This is a genomic window from Salmonella sp. SAL00670 (assembly GCF_046552235.1).
In the GTDB taxonomy this organism is placed as follows: domain Bacteria; phylum Pseudomonadota; class Gammaproteobacteria; order Enterobacterales; family Enterobacteriaceae; genus Salmonella; species Salmonella enterica.
The window spans coordinates 28,961-45,847 of record NZ_JBGDUO010000012.1 but is presented as its reverse complement, the minus strand read 5'-3'; the positions used below and the strand labels follow the sequence as shown (position 1 = coordinate 45,847).

The 16,887-nt window shown below is 54.3% G+C and carries 15 protein-coding genes; 6 read left to right on the top strand and 9 right to left on the bottom strand.

What is annotated here, in order from left to right; translation table 11 throughout:
- Positions 1-72: 72 nt before the first annotated feature.
- The 4 genes from ACLJRS_RS22675 (at position 73) to ACLJRS_RS22660 (ending at position 3,685) form a co-directional block, all read left to right on the top strand.
- Entirely contained in the window at positions 73-1,260 is a 1,188-nt protein-coding gene (locus ACLJRS_RS22675) for an MFS transporter (protein WP_000819615.1), read from the top strand.
- Positions 1,229-2,188 (top strand): HTH-type transcriptional regulator YidZ, encoded by a 960-nt coding sequence (yidZ, locus tag ACLJRS_RS22670; RefSeq protein ID WP_000749365.1) that lies wholly within the window; start codon positions 1,229-1,231, stop codon positions 2,186-2,188. The genes ACLJRS_RS22675 and yidZ overlap by 32 nt, the downstream gene beginning before the upstream one ends.
- 157 nt (positions 2,189-2,345) lie before the next feature.
- Positions 2,346-3,101, top strand: coding sequence for a 4'-phosphopantetheinyl transferase family protein (locus ACLJRS_RS22665; RefSeq protein WP_000190676.1), 756 nt, complete (start codon positions 2,346-2,348; stop codon positions 3,099-3,101).
- Positions 3,101-3,685, top strand: a complete 585-nt coding sequence (locus ACLJRS_RS22660) for an NADPH-dependent FMN reductase (RefSeq protein ID WP_001527038.1) — start codon at positions 3,101-3,103, stop codon at positions 3,683-3,685. The genes ACLJRS_RS22665 and ACLJRS_RS22660 overlap by 1 nt, the downstream gene beginning before the upstream one ends.
- Before the next feature lie 44 nt (positions 3,686-3,729).
- Here ACLJRS_RS22660 and adeP read toward each other — a convergent pair whose 3' ends face one another.
- On the bottom strand, positions 3,730-5,067 hold the full coding sequence (gene adeP / locus ACLJRS_RS22655; RefSeq protein ID WP_001583487.1) for an adenine permease AdeP: 1,338 nt from the start codon (positions 5,065-5,067) through the stop codon (positions 3,730-3,732).
- Between the two features lie 168 nt (positions 5,068-5,235).
- Here adeP and yieH point away from each other — a divergent pair, with 168 nt between their 5' ends.
- On the top strand, positions 5,236-5,901 hold the full coding sequence (yieH, locus tag ACLJRS_RS22650) for a 6-phosphogluconate phosphatase (RefSeq protein WP_000078086.1): 666 nt from the start codon (positions 5,236-5,238) through the stop codon (positions 5,899-5,901).
- Between the two features lie 94 nt (positions 5,902-5,995).
- On the opposite strand, the gene phoU is transcribed toward yieH, so the two are convergent.
- From phoU to ACLJRS_RS22615, 7 genes are all read right to left on the bottom strand, one after another.
- Complete coding sequence (gene phoU / locus ACLJRS_RS22645; protein WP_000377800.1) at positions 5,996-6,721, bottom strand: phosphate signaling complex protein PhoU; 726 nt, start codon at positions 6,719-6,721, stop codon at positions 5,996-5,998.
- A gap of 14 nt (positions 6,722-6,735) precedes the next feature.
- The gene (gene pstB, locus ACLJRS_RS22640) at positions 6,736-7,509 is read right to left on the bottom strand and encodes a phosphate ABC transporter ATP-binding protein PstB (RefSeq protein ID WP_000063118.1); all 774 of its coding nucleotides are present in this window, start codon (positions 7,507-7,509) and stop codon (positions 6,736-6,738) included.
- A gap of 86 nt (positions 7,510-7,595) precedes the next feature.
- Positions 7,596-8,486, bottom strand: a complete 891-nt coding sequence (gene pstA / locus ACLJRS_RS22635; RefSeq protein ID WP_000212197.1) for a phosphate ABC transporter permease PstA — start codon at positions 8,484-8,486, stop codon at positions 7,596-7,598.
- Positions 8,486-9,445 (bottom strand): phosphate ABC transporter permease PstC, encoded by a 960-nt coding sequence (pstC, locus tag ACLJRS_RS22630; RefSeq protein WP_000741630.1) that lies wholly within the window; start codon positions 9,443-9,445, stop codon positions 8,486-8,488. Before pstC ends, pstA begins: the two co-directional genes overlap by 1 nt.
- Before the next feature lie 135 nt (positions 9,446-9,580).
- Entirely contained in the window at positions 9,581-10,621 is a 1,041-nt protein-coding gene (gene pstS / locus ACLJRS_RS22625; protein WP_000867131.1) for a phosphate ABC transporter substrate-binding protein PstS, read from the bottom strand.
- Positions 10,622-10,787: 166 nt separating this feature from the next.
- Positions 10,788-12,161 (bottom strand): fructose-specific PTS transporter subunit EIIC, encoded by a 1,374-nt coding sequence (locus ACLJRS_RS22620; RefSeq protein WP_000162556.1) that lies wholly within the window; start codon positions 12,159-12,161, stop codon positions 10,788-10,790.
- Between the two features lie 48 nt (positions 12,162-12,209).
- Positions 12,210-13,028 (bottom strand): shikimate 5-dehydrogenase, encoded by an 819-nt coding sequence (locus ACLJRS_RS22615; RefSeq protein WP_000166709.1) that lies wholly within the window; start codon positions 13,026-13,028, stop codon positions 12,210-12,212.
- Between the two features lie 94 nt (positions 13,029-13,122).
- On the opposite strand from ACLJRS_RS22615, the gene ACLJRS_RS22610 reads away from it, so the two are divergent.
- The gene (locus ACLJRS_RS22610) at positions 13,123-14,880 is read left to right on the top strand and encodes an SgrR family transcriptional regulator (protein ID WP_000213159.1); all 1,758 of its coding nucleotides are present in this window, start codon (positions 13,123-13,125) and stop codon (positions 14,878-14,880) included.
- A gap of 150 nt (positions 14,881-15,030) precedes the next feature.
- Here ACLJRS_RS22610 and glmS read toward each other — a convergent pair whose 3' ends face one another.
- A complete protein-coding gene (gene glmS / locus ACLJRS_RS22605; protein WP_000334073.1) occupies positions 15,031-16,860 on the bottom strand; it encodes a glutamine--fructose-6-phosphate transaminase (isomerizing) in 1,830 nt (609 codons plus the stop codon).
- Positions 16,861-16,887: the final 27 nt, after the last annotated feature.

The following is a 16,887-nucleotide window of genomic DNA, read 5'->3' as shown; positions in this document are numbered from 1 at the left end:
TTGTCCAAATGGCAACTCGTCTCGCGCAACGTCGCCCCGTATTCTTAGCGCCACACTTTTCGTGAGGCCGCTATGAAACGTTTTCTACTGTGTAGTTTTGCCCTGGTTTTACTCTATCCTGCCGGTATTGATATGTATCTGGTCGGTTTACCGCGTATAGCCGCCGATCTGAACGCCAGCGAGGCGCAGTTGCATATCGCCTTCTCCGTTTACCTGGCCGGAATGGCGACGGCCATGCTGTTTGCCGGGAAGATAGCCGACCAGTCAGGCCGCAAGCCGGTCGCGATCGTCGGCGCGCTCGTCTTTATGATGGCCTCACTGCTTTGTTCACGGGCGTCGGAAGGCTCGCTATTTCTGAGTGGGCGTTTTCTTCAGGGAGTAGGCGCAGGCGGCTGCTATGTGGTGGCGTTCGCCATTCTGCGCGACACGCTCGACGAGCATCGCCGGGCGAAAGTGCTGTCATTATTGAATGGGATTACCTGTATTGTGCCGGTACTCGCCCCGGTGGTGGGGCATTTGATTATGCTTCGTTTCCCCTGGCAAAGTCTGTTCTATACGATGTCCGCGATGGGCATTATTGTGGGCCTGTTATCACTGTTTATCCTGCGCGAGACGCGCCCGGCAAGGCTGGCTCCACGCGATTTATCACGATCGTCGCCCGCCGCCGAGTCGCTGGTTAACCGTTTTTTCGTTAGTCGACTGGCGATCACCACCCTTAGCGTGTCGGTGATCCTGACCTTCGTCAATGCCTCTCCAGTGCTGCTGATGGAGGTGATGGGATTTAGCCGTGGCGACTATGCCATTACCATGGCGCTCACCGCAGGCGTCAGTATGGTCGTCTCTTTTTCCACCCCTTTTGCGCTTGGGTTATTTAAGCCGCGAACCTTAATGCTCGTCTCACAGGGGCTGTTTTTGACGGCTGGCGTGACGTTAAGCCTTGCTCATACCAATACCGTCACGCTCTTTGGCCTGACGCTTATCTGCGCCGGATTCTCGGTTGGTTTTGGCGTCGCGATGAGCCAGGCGCTGGGGCCGTTTTCGCTGCGCGCCGGAGTGGCCAGTTCCACGCTGGGTATCGCGCAGGTTTGCGGTTCATCACTGTGGATTTGGCTGGCGGCAATACTCGGTATCAGCGCGATGAATATGCTGATCGGGATTCTGATTGGTTGTAGCATAGTGAGTATTCTGCTGATCTTCTCCGTCACGCCCAACAGGTCCGTAGCCGAGCATGAAGAAATCCCTTACCAATCTCGACCTTAATTTGCTGTTATGCCTACAGTTACTCATGCAGGAGCGCAGCGTCACTAAAGCTGCAAAACGGATGAACGTAACGCCCTCGGCGGTCAGCAAATCGCTGGCGAAACTCCGGGCATGGTTTGACGATCCGCTGTTCGTCAATACGCCGCTGGGCCTGGCGCCGACGCCGCTGATGGTCAGTATGGAGCAAAGTCTGGCGGACTGGATGCAGATGGGGAATCAACTGCTTGATAAGCCGCATCATCAAACGCCGCGCGGTTTAAAATTTGAGTTGGCGGCAGAGTCGCCGCTGATGATGATTATGTTTAATTCACTGTCGCAGCAGATTTATCAGCGCTATCCGCAGGCTACCATTAAGGTTCGCAACTGGGATTATGACTCGCTGGAGGCGATTACGCGTGGGGAAGTCGATATCGGATTTACCGGACGCGAAAGCCATCCCCGCTCGCGAGAATTGCTCAGTCTGTTGCCGCTCGCGATTGATTTTGAGGTGTTGTTTAGCGATTTGCCGTGGGTCTGGCTGCGGGAAGATCATCCGGCACTGCGTGAAGCGTGGGATCTGGACACTTTTCTGCGCTACCCGCATATCAGTATTTGCTGGGAGCAAAGCGATACCTGGGCGCTGGATGATGTCCTGCAAGAAATGGGACGCAAACGCCATATTGCCTTGAGCCTGCCGGGGTTCGAGCAGTCGCTCTTTATGGCCGCCCAGCCGGATCACACCCTGATAGCAACCGCGCCGCGCTATTGCCAGCACTACAATCAGCTCCACCAGCTACCGTTAGTGGCGCGCCCCCTGCCTTTTGATGCGCAACAGCGGGAAAAGCTGATGGTGCCGTTTACCCTATTATGGCACAAACGTAATAGTCATAATCCCAAGATTGTGTGGCTACGACAGGCTATCAACACGCTCTGCCGTCGCCTTATCTGACCACCTGCGTTGATAAATTAACCTTCCTCTTACCAGAAATGTCACCGTCTGATTAAAGAACCTTCTGAAATTGAATTTTTAGCGCGTAAAACCTGTCCATAATTTACGTTAATGTTACTCTCGTCATTATCACGGCCCATTAATCACGGAGCGAAAAATGGCGACTCACTTTGCCAGAGGGATACTTACGGAGGGACAGTTGGTTTCAATTCGTCTCTCTTCGTCTTGCCATATTGAAGCCAGAAACCTGCCTGCTCACCGACGAACGCGTTTTCTCGCCTCCAGAGGCCTTCTTGCCGAACTGATGTTTATGCTGTACGGAATTGGCGAGCTGCCGGAAATCATTATTCAGGCGAAAGGTAAACCCGCGTTTCGTGACAAAAATCTGCCAGGCTTTTCTATCTCCTATGCCGGAAATATGGTTGGCGTGGCGTTGACCACCGAAGGAGAGTGCGGGCTGGATATGGAATTACAGCGCACCTCCCGCGGCTTTCACCATCCGCATTCGCTCGAACGCCACCCTTTCTCCCGTAATGAAAACTTATGGGTAGCCAATCAAAACGATCCCAACGAAGCGCGAGCGCAACTCATCACATTGCGCCAGAGCGTGTTAAAACTCACCGGCGATGTCATGAATGACGATCCGCGGGAGCTGCAACTTTTACCCGTTGCCGGACGCCTGAAGTGCGCGCATGTCACGCAGCTTGAAGCCGTGTGCGATGCGGAAGATGTGCTGGTATGGTCCGTAACCGTTACGCCAGCGATAGAAAAATTAAAAGTGTGGGAGTTCGATGGCAAACTGGGCTGGAAAAGCCTGCCCGATATCCAGACGCGCGCCAATGAGCCAACCGGTCGTCTGATGCGATTCGCCCAACTCCCCGCCGCCAAATCGTATACGCTTAATCGTTCATAATGAAAAAAGGGGCACGTATGTCTGAAACGCTGAATGTGGTTACACTGCTGGGAAGTTTACGCAAAGGTTCCTTTAACGGGATGGTGGCGCGTACGCTGCCTAAAGTCGCGCCGGCAGGAATGACAGTATCGCCGCTGCCTTCGATCGGGGATATTCCGCTGTATGACGCCGATATCCAGCAGGAAGAGGGATTTCCAGCCAGCGTAGAGGCGCTGGCGGAGCAGATTCGCAACGCCGACGGCGTCGTCATTGTGACGCCGGAATATAACTATTCCGTTCCCGGCGGCCTGAAGAATGCCATCGACTGGCTATCCCGTCTGCCTGAGCAGCCGCTGGCGGGTAAGCCCGTTCTTATCCAGACCAGCTCAATGGGGGCGATTGGCGGCGCGCGCTGCCAGTATCATCTGCGCCAGATTCTGGTGTTCCTTGATGCGATGGTGATGAATAAACCGGAATTTATGGGCGGCGTGATTCAGAACAAAGTCGACCCGCAGACTGGAGAAGTGGTGGATCAGGGAACGTTAGATCATTTGACCGGTCAGTTGACCGCATTTGGCGAGTTTATTCAGCGCGTTAAAGCGTAAGTTATTTAAAAACCCTCCCCCCGATGGGGCGAGGGTTCATTTCATCAGTGTGCGTCAATAAACACAATCTTCAGCACAAATAACAGCGCGACAATCACTACGCACGGGCTAAGGTCGCGCAGGCGACCGGTACCGATTTTCATCACGCAGTAAGAGATAAAGCCCAGCGCGATACCTTCGGTGATCGAGAAGCTAAACGGCATCATTACCGCCGTAATAAACGCCGGGACCGATTCGGTTAAATCCTGCCAGTTTACCCGCGCCAGGCTGGAGGTCATCAGCACGCCGACGTAAATCAGCGCGCCCGCCGCCGCGTAAGGCGGCACCATGCCCGCCAGCGGCGACAGGAAGATAACCAGCAGGAACAAAATACCGACCACTACCGCCGTCAAACCGGTGCGACCGCCCACCGAAACGCCGGAAGACGATTCAATATAAGCGGTCACAGAAGAGGTTCCGACAAATGCGCCAGTGACGGAAGAGATACTATCAACAAACAGCGCCTGCTTCATGCGCGGGAATTTGCCTTTCTCATCCGCCAGGCCGGCTTTATCGGTCACGCCAATCAGCGTACCGGAGGAGTCAAACAGGTTTACCAGCATGAAGGAGAAAATAACCCCCGCCAGGCCAAGATTGAACGAGCCTGCCAAATCGACATGCCCTACCACGCTGGTGACGCTTGGCGGCGCGGAGACAATGCCGTTGTAGTGCACATCGCCCATTATCCAGCCAAGCAGCGTCGTGACGATGATGGACACCAGCACCGCCGCATGAATGTTGCGCGAAGCGAGAATCGCAATAATAAAGAATCCGAGAACCCCCAGCAGCACGCTGTGCGAAGTCAGGTTGCCGATGCTGACCAGCGTTTCCGGGTTAGCGACGATCACGCCGGCGTTTTTCAGCCCCATCATGCCGATAAACAGGCCGATGCCGCTGGTGATGCCCACGCGCAGGCTGACCGGAATGTTGGCGATCATCCAGTAACGCACGCGGAAGATAGTCAGCAATAAAAGACCAACAGCGCCCCAGAAAATGGCGCCCATGCCTACCTGCCACGGCAGTCCCATTGCCTGCACAACCACGAAGGCAAAGAACGCATTCAGCCCCATCGCGGGCGCCAGCGCCACCGGCAGGTTAGCGAACAGACCCATCAGAATACTGCCAAAGGCCGCAATCAGACAGGTGGTCACAAAGACGGCGCTGGTGTCCATGCCAGCTACGCCCAGAATTTGCGGGTTAACAAAAACGATATAAACCATCGTCAGGAAAGTGGTAAAACCGGCGATCACTTCGGTTCGTGCCGTCGTGCCATGTTCGCGCAGTTTAAACACGCGTTCCAGCATACCCTGACCAGAAGCCTGGGTGGTGTGTTGTTGACTCATTATCAATTTCCGGAGAAAGGAGGGAAAATTCGCCGTTATCCTATACCAAAATGCGACACCTGGCGCAGTTGTGTGGTAATTTTTTTCACTCAATTTGTTAGTACGGCAACGATTGCGTCCCCTCATTCAGCATTACGTAAACGTTAAACTTGTTAAAATGGAAATGACATGTCCCAAATCGAAGCAGTGTTTTTTGACTGTGACGGCACGCTGGTCGACAGTGAAGTGATTTGCTCGCGCGCCTATGTCACTATGTTCCGGCAGTTCGGCATTACGCTTGAGCTCACGGAAGTATTCAGACGCTTTAAAGGCGTAAAGCTCTACGAAATTATCGATACCATCAGTAAAGAGTATGGCGTTGCGCTGGCAAAGGCGGAGCTGGAGCCGGTGTACCGCGCGGAAGTGGCGCGTCTGTTCGATACCGAACTGGAAGCGATCGCGGGCGCAAATACCCTGCTGGAGAGCATTAAGACGCCGATGTGCGTGGTATCCAACGGGCCGGTCAGTAAGATGCAGCATTCGCTGGGTAAACTGGGCATGTTGCATTATTTTCCCGATTTGCTGTTTAGCGGTTACGATATTCAACGCTGGAAGCCCGATCCGGCGCTGATGCTCCATGCGGCGAACGCCATGAAGGTCAATGTTGAGAAGTGTATTCTGGTGGATGATTCCAGCGCAGGCGCGCAGTCAGGAATTGCGGCGGGAATGGAAGTGTTTTATTTCTGCGCCGATCCGCATAACAAGCCGATCGATCACCCTAACGTGACGACTTTTACCGATTTGGCGCAGTTGCCGGGATTGTGGAAAGCGCGCGGGTGGGAGATTACGCGTTAACTGAAATGCCGGATGGCGCTGACGCTTATCCGGCCTACAGCATCTGTACCTGTAGGCCCGGTAAGCGCAGCGCCACCGGGCAAAAGAATGAGATTTACTCTTTCGGATCTTTCCCCGCCAACAGTTTATCCAGCTCATCGCCGCCGACGTGACGGAAATCCTGCCCCTTCACGAAGTAGAAGATGTATTCGCAGATATTCTGGCAGCGGTCGCCGATACGCTCGATAGAACGAGCGCAGAATAACGCGGTCAGCACGCTGGGAATGGTGCGCGAGTCTTCCATCATGTAGGTCATCAGCTGACGCACGATGCCTTCATATTCCTGGTCAACTTTCTTATCTTCACGATAGATACGCACCGCTTCATCGAGATCCATGCGCGCGAACGCATCCAGCACGTCGTGCAGCATCTGCACGGTGTGGCGGCCCAGTGACTCCAGACTCACCAACAGCGGCTGGTGCTGCTGGGAGAATTTCTCCAGCGCGGTACGGCAGATTTTATCCGCCACGTCGCCAATGCGCTCCAGTTCGGCGATGGTTTTGATAATCGCCATCACCAGGCGCAGATCGCTCGCCGTCGGCTGGCGCTTGGCGATAATACGCACGCAGGCCTCATCGATGGCGACTTCCATCATATTAACCTGATGGTCGCCTTCTACCACGCGCTTCGCCAGCTCGCTGTCCTGGTTGTGCATAGCGGTGATAGCGTCAGAAAGCTGCTGCTCCACCATGCCGCCCATGGTCATTACCTGAGTGCGGATGCTTTCCAGTTCGGCGTTGAACTGGCCGGAAATATGTTTATTAAGGTTCAGACTGTCCATTACGCACTCCTGAATTAACCGTAACGACCGGTGATATAGTCTTCTGTTTGTTTCTTCGCGGGCTTGGTGAACAGATCGTCCGTGTTGCTGAACTCAATCAACTCGCCCAGGTACATAAACGCCGTATGATCGGAGCAACGTGCCGCCTGCTGCATGTTGTGGGTCACGATCACCACGGTGTAATCCTGTTTCAGCTCGGTGATCAGCTCTTCAATACGCCCGGTAGAGATCGGGTCCAGAGCTGAACATGGCTCATCCAGCAGCAGCACTTCCGGGCGAATGGCGATACCGCGCGCAATGCACAGACGCTGCTGCTGACCACCGGAGAGAGAGTACCCGCTCTGGTGCAATTTATCTTTGGTTTCGTTCCATAATGCGGCTTTGGTCAACGCCCACTGCACGCGCTCGTCCATATCGGCGCGAGACAGCTTCTCAAACAGACGCACGCCAAAGGCGATATTGTCATAGATGGACATCGGGAACGGCGTCGGCTTCTGGAATACCATCCCCACTTTTGCGCGCAGCAGCGCGATATCCTGGGTGTTGGTGAGAATATTGTCGCCATCCAGCAGAATTTCACCTTCCGCGCGCTGCTCCGGATAAAGCGAATACATTTTATTGAAGGTACGCAGTAGCGTTGATTTACCGCAGCCGGATGGCCCGATAAATGCCGTTACCTGATTCTTCGCGATATCTAGATTAATGTTCTTCAGGGCATGGAATTTGCCGTAGTAGAAGTTCAAATCACGAACCTGAATCTTACTCGGGGCAGTTTCAACCATACTCATTTCACTCTTTTCCTCATCCAGCGCCGCATCCGCCACGCCGTAAAATAATGCCTGATGGCGCTACGCTTATCAGGCCTACAATGTCTTTAACCGTGTTTTTTCTTCGCGAAAACAACACGCGCCAGAATATTCAGCAGCAGTACGCACAGGGTAATAATCAGCACGCCCGCCCAGGCTAATTGTTGCCATTCGGCAAACGGACTCATCGCGAATTTAAAAATGGTCACCGGCAGGTTGGCGATCGGCTGCATCATGTCGGTGCTCCAGAACTGGTTCGAGAGCGCGGTAAACAACAATGGCGCCGTTTCCCCGGCAATACGGGCAATTGCCAGCAGAATACCGGTCATAATGCCGGAGATAGAGGCTTTCAGCGTAATCGCGGAGATCATCTTCCACTTCGGCGTACCCAGCGCATAAGCGGCTTCACGCAGGCTATCCGGTACCAGCTTGAGCATGTTTTCAGTGGTACGGATAACGATCGGCACCTGCAACAGCGCCAGCGCAATCACCCCTGCCCAGCCGGAGAAGTGCTGCATCTGCGCCACCACGATGGTGTAAACAAACAGCCCCACAACAATTGACGGCGCGGAAAGCAGAATGTCGTTAATAAAACGAATGATTTCCGCCAGCCAGGATTTACGGCCATACTCCGCCAGATAGATCCCGGCCATAATCCCCAGCGGCGTACCCAATACGGTAGCCCAGAGAATCAACAATCCACTCCCCGCCAGGGCGTTCGCCAGCCCGCCGCCCGCCGTGTTCGGCGGCGGCGTCATTTCGGTAAACAACGCCAGCGACATACCATCAATGCCGCGCGTGATGGTGGACATCAAAATCCAGATCAGCCAGAACAGGCCAAATGCCATCGTCGCCATTGAGAGCGTTAGTGCGATACGGTTCTTCATGCGGCGACGCGCCTGCATCTTGCGACGGGATTCCGCGAGCTGCGCGGTGTTCTGCATATCAAGCGTAGCCATTAACGTGCTCCCTCGTTCTTCGCCAGACGCATAATCATGAACTTAGACGCCGCCAGGACGATAAAGGTGATCACAAACAGGATCAGCCCCAGTTCCATCAACGCTGCCACGTGCAGACCCGATTCCGCCTCAGCGAATTCGTTCGCCAGCGCGGAAGTGATGCTGTTGCCCGGCATATACAGCGACGCGCTGTCGAGCTGGTAGGTATTGCCGATGATAAAAGTGACCGCCATCGTTTCACCCAGAGCACGGCCCAGCCCCAGCATAATGCCGCCGATCACGCCATTTTTGGTGAACGGTAGCACGATGCGCCAGATAACTTCCCAGGTAGTACAGCCGATACCGTAAGCGGACTCTTTCATCATTACCGGCGTTTGCTCGAAGACGTCGCGCATAACCGCCGCAATGTAGGGGATGATCATGATGGCGAGGATGACGCCCGCCGCCAGAATGCCGATACCAAACGCCGGGCCGGAGAACAGCGCGCCGACAAACGGAATGTTGGAAAGAATATTGCCGACCGGCTCCTGGAAGTACGTCGCAAACAGCGGCGCGAAGATAAACAGCCCCCACATGCCGTACACGATACTGGGGATCGCCGCCAGCAGTTCAATGGCGATGCCGAGCGGACGCTTTAGCCAGCCTGGCGCCAGCTCGGTTAAAAACAGGGCAATGCCGAAACTGACCGGAACGGCGATCAGCAGTGCGATAAAGGAGGTTACCAGCGTGCCGTAAATGGGCACCAGCGCGCCGTAGATATCGTTTGGCGCGTCCCATTCCTTAGTCCAAAGAAATGAGAAACCAAATTTCTGAATACTTGGCCAGGAGGAGATGATCAATGAGACGATAATACCGCCCAACATCAATAGCACAATCAGCGCAGCCAGTTTTACCAGCGCGCTGAAAATCATGTCGCCTTTTTTACCCGGCGGGTTAAAAGCAGGCTTGGTTGCAGCCATAAATTACTCTTTCCATTAAACGCGTTTTACGACGTTGCCCCTGCCGGATGGCGCTACGCTTATCCGGCCTACAACGTGGGCCTGCGGTCGAAACCGTAGGGCGGATAAGCGTAGCGCCATCCGCCAATTCGTTAATTAATACAGCGCCTTACCGTTGCTGTCTTTTATACTGGTCTTCCAGGCGGTACGAACCTGCTCAACAACGTTATCCGGCAGGCTGGCGTAGTCCAGATCATTCGCCTGCTTAGCGCCATTTTTGTAGGCCCAGTCGAAGAACTTCAACACTTCAGCACCCTGCTCAGGTTTCTTCTGCGCTTTGTGGACCAGGATAAACGTGGTGGAGGTGATTGGCCACACATCGTCACCTTTCTGGTTGGTCAGATCCTGCGCGAAGGTTTTGCTCCAGTCTGCGCCTTTCGCCGCATTAGAGAAGCTCTCTTCCGTCGGGCTTACCGGTTTGCCGTCGGCAGAAACCAGTTTGGTGTAGGCCAGGTTGTTCTGCTTAGCGTAAGCGTATTCAACGTAGCCGATAGCGCCTGGCAGACGCTGTACAAATGCCGCGATGCCGTCGTTACCTTTACCGCCCAGACCGGTTGGCCAGTTCACGGTAGAACCCGCGCCCACTTTCGATTTCCACTCGTCGTTGACTTTCGCCAGGTAACTGGTGAACACGAAGGAGGTACCGGAACCGTCAGCGCGACGCACCACAGCGATATTCTGTGAGGGCAGCTTCACGCCTGGGTTCAGTTTGGTGATGGCTTCATCATCCCACTTCTTGATTTTACCGAGGTAGATGTCACCCAGCGTTTTACCATCCAGCACCAGTTCACCGGATTTGAGGCCTGGAATATTCACCGCCAGCACCACGCCGCCGATCACCGTCGGAAACTGGAACAGGCCTTCCTGATTCAGTTTTTCGTCAGACAGCGGCGCATCGGAAGCGCCAAAATCAACGGTATTCGCGGTGATTTGTTTCACGCCGCCGGAAGAGCCTATCCCCTGGTAATTGACTTTGTTACCGGTTTCTTTCTGGTAGGTATCCGCCCATTTGGCATACACCGGCGCAGGAAACGTTGCACCGGCACCTGTCAGGCTTGCTGCTGCAAAGGCAGAGAACGCGCTCATCGATAAGGTCGCGGCGACAACAGTTGCGACAGTGGTACGCATAACTTTCATAATGTCTCCTGCACGGTTTCGGTAAATCGTTGTTTGAGTTGCTACGATGAGCAAAATAGGACAAATTGATGACAGTTATATGTCTTGATTATGACGGTTTGATGACAATGGAAATAAAAAAAGCTGGCCCGGGGAGACACCAGACCAGCCTGCAGGGGGAGATGAATTAGACTGTTTGCGCAACCGCAGACGGTTTCAACAGCGCATACATCAGGCCGCAGACAATCGTGCCCAGGGCAATCGAGAACAGATATTGCATCACATGTTCTACCGCATGTGGGATCGCCAGGACAAAGAGGCCACCGTGTGGCGCCATCAGTGTACAACCGAAATACATGGACAGTCCCCCGGCGATTGCGCCACCGACCATCGTGGAAGGGATCACACGCATAGGATCACGCGCAGCGAAGGGAATCGCCCCTTCAGAGATAAAGCACAGCCCCAGGATAAAGGATGCGTTACCCGCTTCATGCTCAGCGGCATTGAATTTCGCTCTGGCCGCCCAGGTTGCGACGCCCATTCCTAATGCCGGTACCATCCCTGCCGCCATAATGGCCGCCATTGGCATATAAGAATGAGAAGCCAGTAAACCGACGCCGAAGGTATACGCAGCTTTATTCACCGGCCCGCCAAGGTCAAAACCTTGCATTGCGCCCAGCAACATTCCCAGCAAGATAGCATTCGTAGAGGTCATATTCCCCAGGAACGTCGTCAGCCCTTCCATCACCGCAGAAACGGGGCCACCCACCACGTAAATCATGATAAGGCCGGTAACCAGCGTAGACAGTAGCGGCAGAACCAGTACCGGCTTAAGCGCTTCCATTGACGCTGGTAGCTTAATATTTTGCGCCAGAAACCGTACGCTGTAACCGGCCAGAAAACCGGCCACAATCCCTCCCAGGAAACCAGCACCGCACAGGCTGGCCAACATCCCGCCAATAAGCCCCGGGGCCAGACCCGGACGATCGGCAATTGAGAAGGCAATAAACCCAGCCAGTACCGGCACCATCAGCGCAAAGGCCGCCTTACCACCAATTTGAAATAGCGCAGCCGCCAGCGTGCCCGGCTCGTTGAAGGCCTGGATACCGAAGACAAAAGAGAGCGCGATACACAATCCTCCCGCCACCACCAAAGGAAGCATATGGGATACGCCGGTCATTAAATGCTTATAAACGCCAGGTAGCTCTGTTTTACCAACTGAAGAAGAGCGCCCGGCACTCCCCTGATAGACCTCGACGCTATTGAAAGCATTATCCATTTCCTGCGCACTCTTTTTTAGCGCCGCGCCGGTACTGGTGCGATAGAGTCTTTTGCCAACAAAGCCTGACAGATCCAGTTCAATATCCGCCGCGATAATCACCACATCCGCCTGCGCTATCTCTTCCGCGGTCAGCGTGTTCTTCGCCCCGACGGAACCGCGGGTTTCAACCTTGATCCAGTCACCACGCTTGCGGGCTTCAATTTCCAACGCTTCTGCCGCCATAAAAGTATGGGCGACGCCCGTCGGACAGGCCGTCACAGCAACAATTTTTTTAGTCATAGTAGGGTACCCTGTTCTTTTAATTTAAAGAAAAAGCGGGAAAAAATGTTACAGGCGTGACCAGGCCGCTGCTTTCTGGAACAGCGCGTCATCCGGGCGAATCCCGGTATAAAGGACAAATTGCTCCACGGCCTGAATAGCAAACACTTCGGAACCGGTAATCACGGTTTTACCGCGTTCACGGGCGTAGCGGATCAGCGGCGTGACGGGCGGTAGCGCCACCACATCAAAGATAACGCTCGCCTTATCCACTTCCTGTTCGGAATAAGAAAGTTTGTCGGCATCATTACCGCCAGCCATTCCGATAGGCGTGGCGTTAATTAACAAATCAGCTTCAATACCGTCGGTATCCGGGCGCCATTCATAGCCATAGAGTTCAGCCAGTTGTTTACCTGACGCTTCATCAATCGCGACAATATAACCACGGGTAAACCCCGCATCCTTCAGCGCGCAGGCCACCGCCTTTGCCATACCACCGCTGCCACGCAAAGCAAACACCAGGTCGGGAGAGACCTTGTAATTCGCCAGCAAGCGAGCTATTGCAATGTAATCGGTGTTGTACGCCTTCAGATGGCCATTGGTATTCACAATGGTATTAACTGAGTGAATGGCCTGAGCAGAAGCATCCAGTTCATCCACCAGCGGAATGCAGGCTTCTTTAAACGGCATAGAGATCGCGCACCCACGGATCCCCAGACCGCGCACGCCGCTAATGGCCTGCGTAAGATCGGTCGGCGAGAAAGCTTTGTAGAGATAATTGAGATCCAGCGCTTCGTACAGATAGTTGTGAAAGCGTGTACCGAAGTTACTTGGGCGTGCAGCCAGGGACATGCAGACCTGAGTGTCTTTATTAATGCGCTTTGTCATGATGAATCCTCATAGAAGTTGCGATAGAGAAAATCATCGGCTAAAAAGGGGATATTAAAAATTGCTCATTCCCGTTCGGGAAATTTCACCTTTTATGACAACCCGGCACACTGAACAAAAATACTTAAAGCTACTCCAGCACTATGGCGACAAGCCTGTTAGCGTGACGCTACAGGAGCTGGCGGATGTGTTGTTCTGCACCCGGCGGCATATGCGTAATCTGTTGCTTCAGATGCAGGAGGCAAAGTGGCTCATCTGGCAATCACAGGCCGGACGTGGGCATCGCGCCCGGCTTCACCTGCGCTATAAACCAGAACAGCTGTTAAGCGAAAAGGCGGAGCAGTTACTGGAGTCTGGTCATATTGATCAGGCCATTCAACTGCTGGGTAAAAATAAGCACCAGGTGGCGCAACTGCTGCGTTCAAAGCTGGGCTATAGCGTGCGGGCAGACTATCAGCGGCTGTGCATCCCCTATTACCGGACAATGCCGTCACTGTGCCCCGGCATACCGTTGCGTCGCTCTGAGCAGCATCTGGTCAGGCAGATTTTTAGCGGCCTGACGCGCATAAATGAGGAAAAAGGTGAAGTCGAAGCCGATCTTGCCCACCACTGGCGGCAGTTTGATCCGCTGCGCTGGCGTTTTTATCTGCGCCCCGCCGTCCTCTGGCATGATGGCCAGGAGCTGACGATCGACGCGGTTATCGCTTCACTGACCCGCAGCGCTAAGCTGCCGTTGTTCTCGCACTTGCAGACCATTCAGGCCACCGGGCCGCTGAGCCTTGAAATTACGCTGGCGCACCCGGATAACCGACTGCCGCTGCTGCTCAGTCATATTGATGCCATGATCCTACCGCCTGACCATACACAACGCGCTGATTTCCCGGCACATCCCGTGGGAACTGGCCCTTATGAGGTGGTGGAAAACAATGGCTTTCATCTGCAAATGAAGGCCTTTGACCACTATTTCGGTCTGCGCGGGCTGCTGGATGAAGTGGAGGTCTTTATCTGGCCGAATTTAACGGAGACAGATAACCTGGCGGAATCGCTGTCGGATAACGACACGGCAGCCTGGCTCAGTTCCAGCCTGAGCGATGAGGATTACGTTTCCGGACGGCTTAGCCAGGTATCAGGCAAACCTTCTGACAACCTGCGCGAGATGTTTCTTGAGCGTGGAGGCTATTTTTTATTATGCGACAGTCGCTCTCCGCACTGGCATACCGCCGAACATCGCCGCTGGCTGCGGGAAACACTCAGCCCTTACGCCTTACTCCAGCATCTGAGTGAGGCAATTCGCCCCTTCTGGGTACCGGGCGGCAGCCTACTGTCCTCCTGGTTTCATACTATTGAGGCGGGCCCAGCCTGTTCACCTTTTATCTCGTCGTCGCCCTACGCAAAACTGCGTCTGGCCTATCACGATCAGCACCCTGAATTTCCGATGCTCCTGGATATCATGCAAGAGATCATGCGCCAGCAGGGCATTTTACTTGAGGGCGTGGAGCTGAATTATGATGACTGGGCGAATGGCAAAGCCAATGTGGATCTCTGGCTGGGGACGGTCAATTTCCCCATTCCCGAAGAGTGGAACGTCGGTACATGGCTGCTGGGCTCCCCTTTACTGCGCCACGCCATCAGCGGTGGGGATGATGCGCTGCTGGCCCAATGGGAAACCCAGTGGCATGCCGAAACCATCAGCGCGGAACAACTGGTCAGGGAAACCACCCGTTCAGGCTGGCTACAGCCGCTTTTTCACCACTGGATGCGACTCAAAAGCCCCGACCGGGCCAGGGGGATCCACCTGAATAACCTGGGGTGGTTTGATTTCCGATCCACCTGGATTGAGCCAGGGCCTTAAAGAAGAGAATGTGACCGGGTACCCGTAGCGCAGGCAGGCGTAGCACCTCTTAGTCGCTCTTCAGCCACCATAGAGAAAGAACAGCGCCTGTCACGGCGCACAAAAAAAGGCCGTCTATCGACGGCCTTCTGCCTGGTACTACATTTGTACTTACTCTACGGTAACCGATTTCGCCAGGTTACGCGGCTGGTCAACGTCGGTGCCTTTAATCAGCGCCACGTGATACGCCAGCAGTTGCAGCGGAACGGTGTAGAAGATAGGCGCAATGACCTCTTCCACATGCGGCATCTCGATGATGTGCATGTTGTCGTTGCTGACGAAACCCGCATCCTGATCGGCGAAGACGTACAACTGACCGCCACGTGCGCGAACTTCTTCGATGTTGGATTTCAGTTTCTCCAGCAGTTCGTTGTTCGGCGCCACCACAATCACCGGCATATCGGCGTCAATCAGCGCCAACGGCCCGTGTTTCAGCTCGCCTGCAGCATAGGCTTCCGCGTGAATGTAAGAGATCTCTTTCAGCTTCAGCGCGCCTTCGAGCGCAATCGGATATTGATCGCCACGCCCCAGGAACAGCGCATGGTGTTTGTCAGAGAAATCTTCCGCCAGGGCTTCGATACGTTTGTCCTGCGACAGCATCTGCTCAATACGGCTCGGCAGCGCCTGTAGGCCATGCACGATATCATGCTCAATGGACGTATCCAGACCTTTCAGACGCGCCAGTTTCGCCACCAGCATCAACAGCACGGTTAACTGGGTGGTGAAGGCTTTGGTAGATGCTACGCCAATTTCCGTACCCGCGTTGGTCATCAGCGCCAGATCGGATTCACGCACCAGCGAAGATCCCGGCACGTTACAAATGGCCAGAGAGCCCAAATATCCCAGCTCTTTCGACAGACGCAGGCCAGCCAGGGTATCTGCGGTTTCGCCAGACTGTGACAGGGTAATCATCAGGCTGTTACGACGCACGGCAGATTTGCGATAGCGGAATTCAGAGGCGATTTCAACGTCGCACGGAATACCTGCCAGCGATTCAAACCAGTAACGGGAAACCATACCGGAGTTGTAAGACGTACCGCAGGCGAGGATCTGAATATGCTCAACCTTCGACAGCAGTTCATCGGCGTTCGGTCCCAGCTCGCTTAAATCCACCTGACCGTGGCTGATGCGCCCGGTAAGGGTGTTTTTGATCGCGTTCGGCTGTTCGTAGATCTCTTTCTGCATGTAGTGGCGGTAAATACCTTTATCGCCCGCGTCATATTGCAGATTGGATTCGATATCCTGACGTTTTACTTCCGCGCCGGTGTTATCGAAGATATTTACCGAACGGCGAGTGATTTCAGCGATATCGCCCTCTTCAAGGAAGATAAAGCGACGAGTCACTGGCAACAGCGCCAGCTGGTCAGAAGCGATAAAGTTTTCGCCCATACCCAGGCCAATCACCAGCGGGCTACCAGAACGTGCCGCCAGTAGGGTATCCGGGTGACGGGTATCCATGATCACTGTACCATATGCGCCACGCAGTTGCGGGATAACACGCAGAACAGCCTCACGCAGAGTACCGCCCTGTTTCAGTTCCCAGTTTACCAGGTGTGCAATCACTTCGGTGTCGGTTTCAGAAACGAAGGTATAGCCACGCGCTTTTAACGCTTCACGCAGCGGTTCATGGTTTTCGATGATGCCGTTATGCACCACCACAATGTGTTCAGAAACATGCGGATGCGCGTTAGCTTCTGAAGGTTCACCGTGCGTCGCCCAACGAGTGTGAGCAATACCGGTGCCGCCATGCAGAGGATGTTCTTCCGCTGCCTGAGCCAGCATCTGGACTTTACCGAGGCGACGCAGGCGGGTCATATGACCTTCTGCATCCACCACGGCCAGACCGGCAGAGTCATATCCGCGGTATTCCAGACGACGTAAACCTTCGAGAAGGATTTCAGCTACATCACGCTGCGCGATAGCGCCAACAATTCCACACATAGTTTTATTTCCTGATTATGGCATTAC

Excerpts from the sequence above, each read along its gene's own strand:
- ACLJRS_RS22675 (WP_000819615.1), top strand. The coding sequence starts at position 73 with ATGAAACGTTTTCTACTGTGTAGTTTTGCCCTGGTTTTACTCTATCCT.
- yidZ (WP_000749365.1), top strand. The coding sequence starts at position 1,229 with ATGAAGAAATCCCTTACCAATCTCGACCTTAATTTGCTGTTATGCCTA.
- ACLJRS_RS22665 (WP_000190676.1), top strand. The coding sequence starts at position 2,346 with ATGGCGACTCACTTTGCCAGAGGGATACTTACGGAGGGACAGTTGGTT.
- ACLJRS_RS22660 (WP_001527038.1), top strand. The coding sequence starts at position 3,101 with ATGAAAAAAGGGGCACGTATGTCTGAAACGCTGAATGTGGTTACACTG.
- adeP (WP_001583487.1), bottom strand. The coding sequence starts at position 5,067 with ATGAGTCAACAACACACCACCCAGGCTTCTGGTCAGGGTATGCTGGAA.
- yieH (WP_000078086.1), top strand. The coding sequence starts at position 5,236 with ATGTCCCAAATCGAAGCAGTGTTTTTTGACTGTGACGGCACGCTGGTC.
- phoU (WP_000377800.1), bottom strand. The coding sequence starts at position 6,721 with ATGGACAGTCTGAACCTTAATAAACATATTTCCGGCCAGTTCAACGCC.
- pstB (WP_000063118.1), bottom strand. The coding sequence starts at position 7,509 with ATGAGTATGGTTGAAACTGCCCCGAGTAAGATTCAGGTTCGTGATTTG.
- pstA (WP_000212197.1), bottom strand. The coding sequence starts at position 8,486 with ATGGCTACGCTTGATATGCAGAACACCGCGCAGCTCGCGGAATCCCGT.
- pstC (WP_000741630.1), bottom strand. The coding sequence starts at position 9,445 with ATGGCTGCAACCAAGCCTGCTTTTAACCCGCCGGGTAAAAAAGGCGAC.
- pstS (WP_000867131.1), bottom strand. The coding sequence starts at position 10,621 with ATGAAAGTTATGCGTACCACTGTCGCAACTGTTGTCGCCGCGACCTTA.
- ACLJRS_RS22620 (WP_000162556.1), bottom strand. The coding sequence starts at position 12,161 with ATGACTAAAAAAATTGTTGCTGTGACGGCCTGTCCGACGGGCGTCGCC.
- ACLJRS_RS22615 (WP_000166709.1), bottom strand. The coding sequence starts at position 13,028 with ATGACAAAGCGCATTAATAAAGACACTCAGGTCTGCATGTCCCTGGCT.
- ACLJRS_RS22610 (WP_000213159.1), top strand. The coding sequence starts at position 13,123 with ATGACAACCCGGCACACTGAACAAAAATACTTAAAGCTACTCCAGCAC.
- glmS (WP_000334073.1), bottom strand. The coding sequence starts at position 16,860 with ATGTGTGGAATTGTTGGCGCTATCGCGCAGCGTGATGTAGCTGAAATC.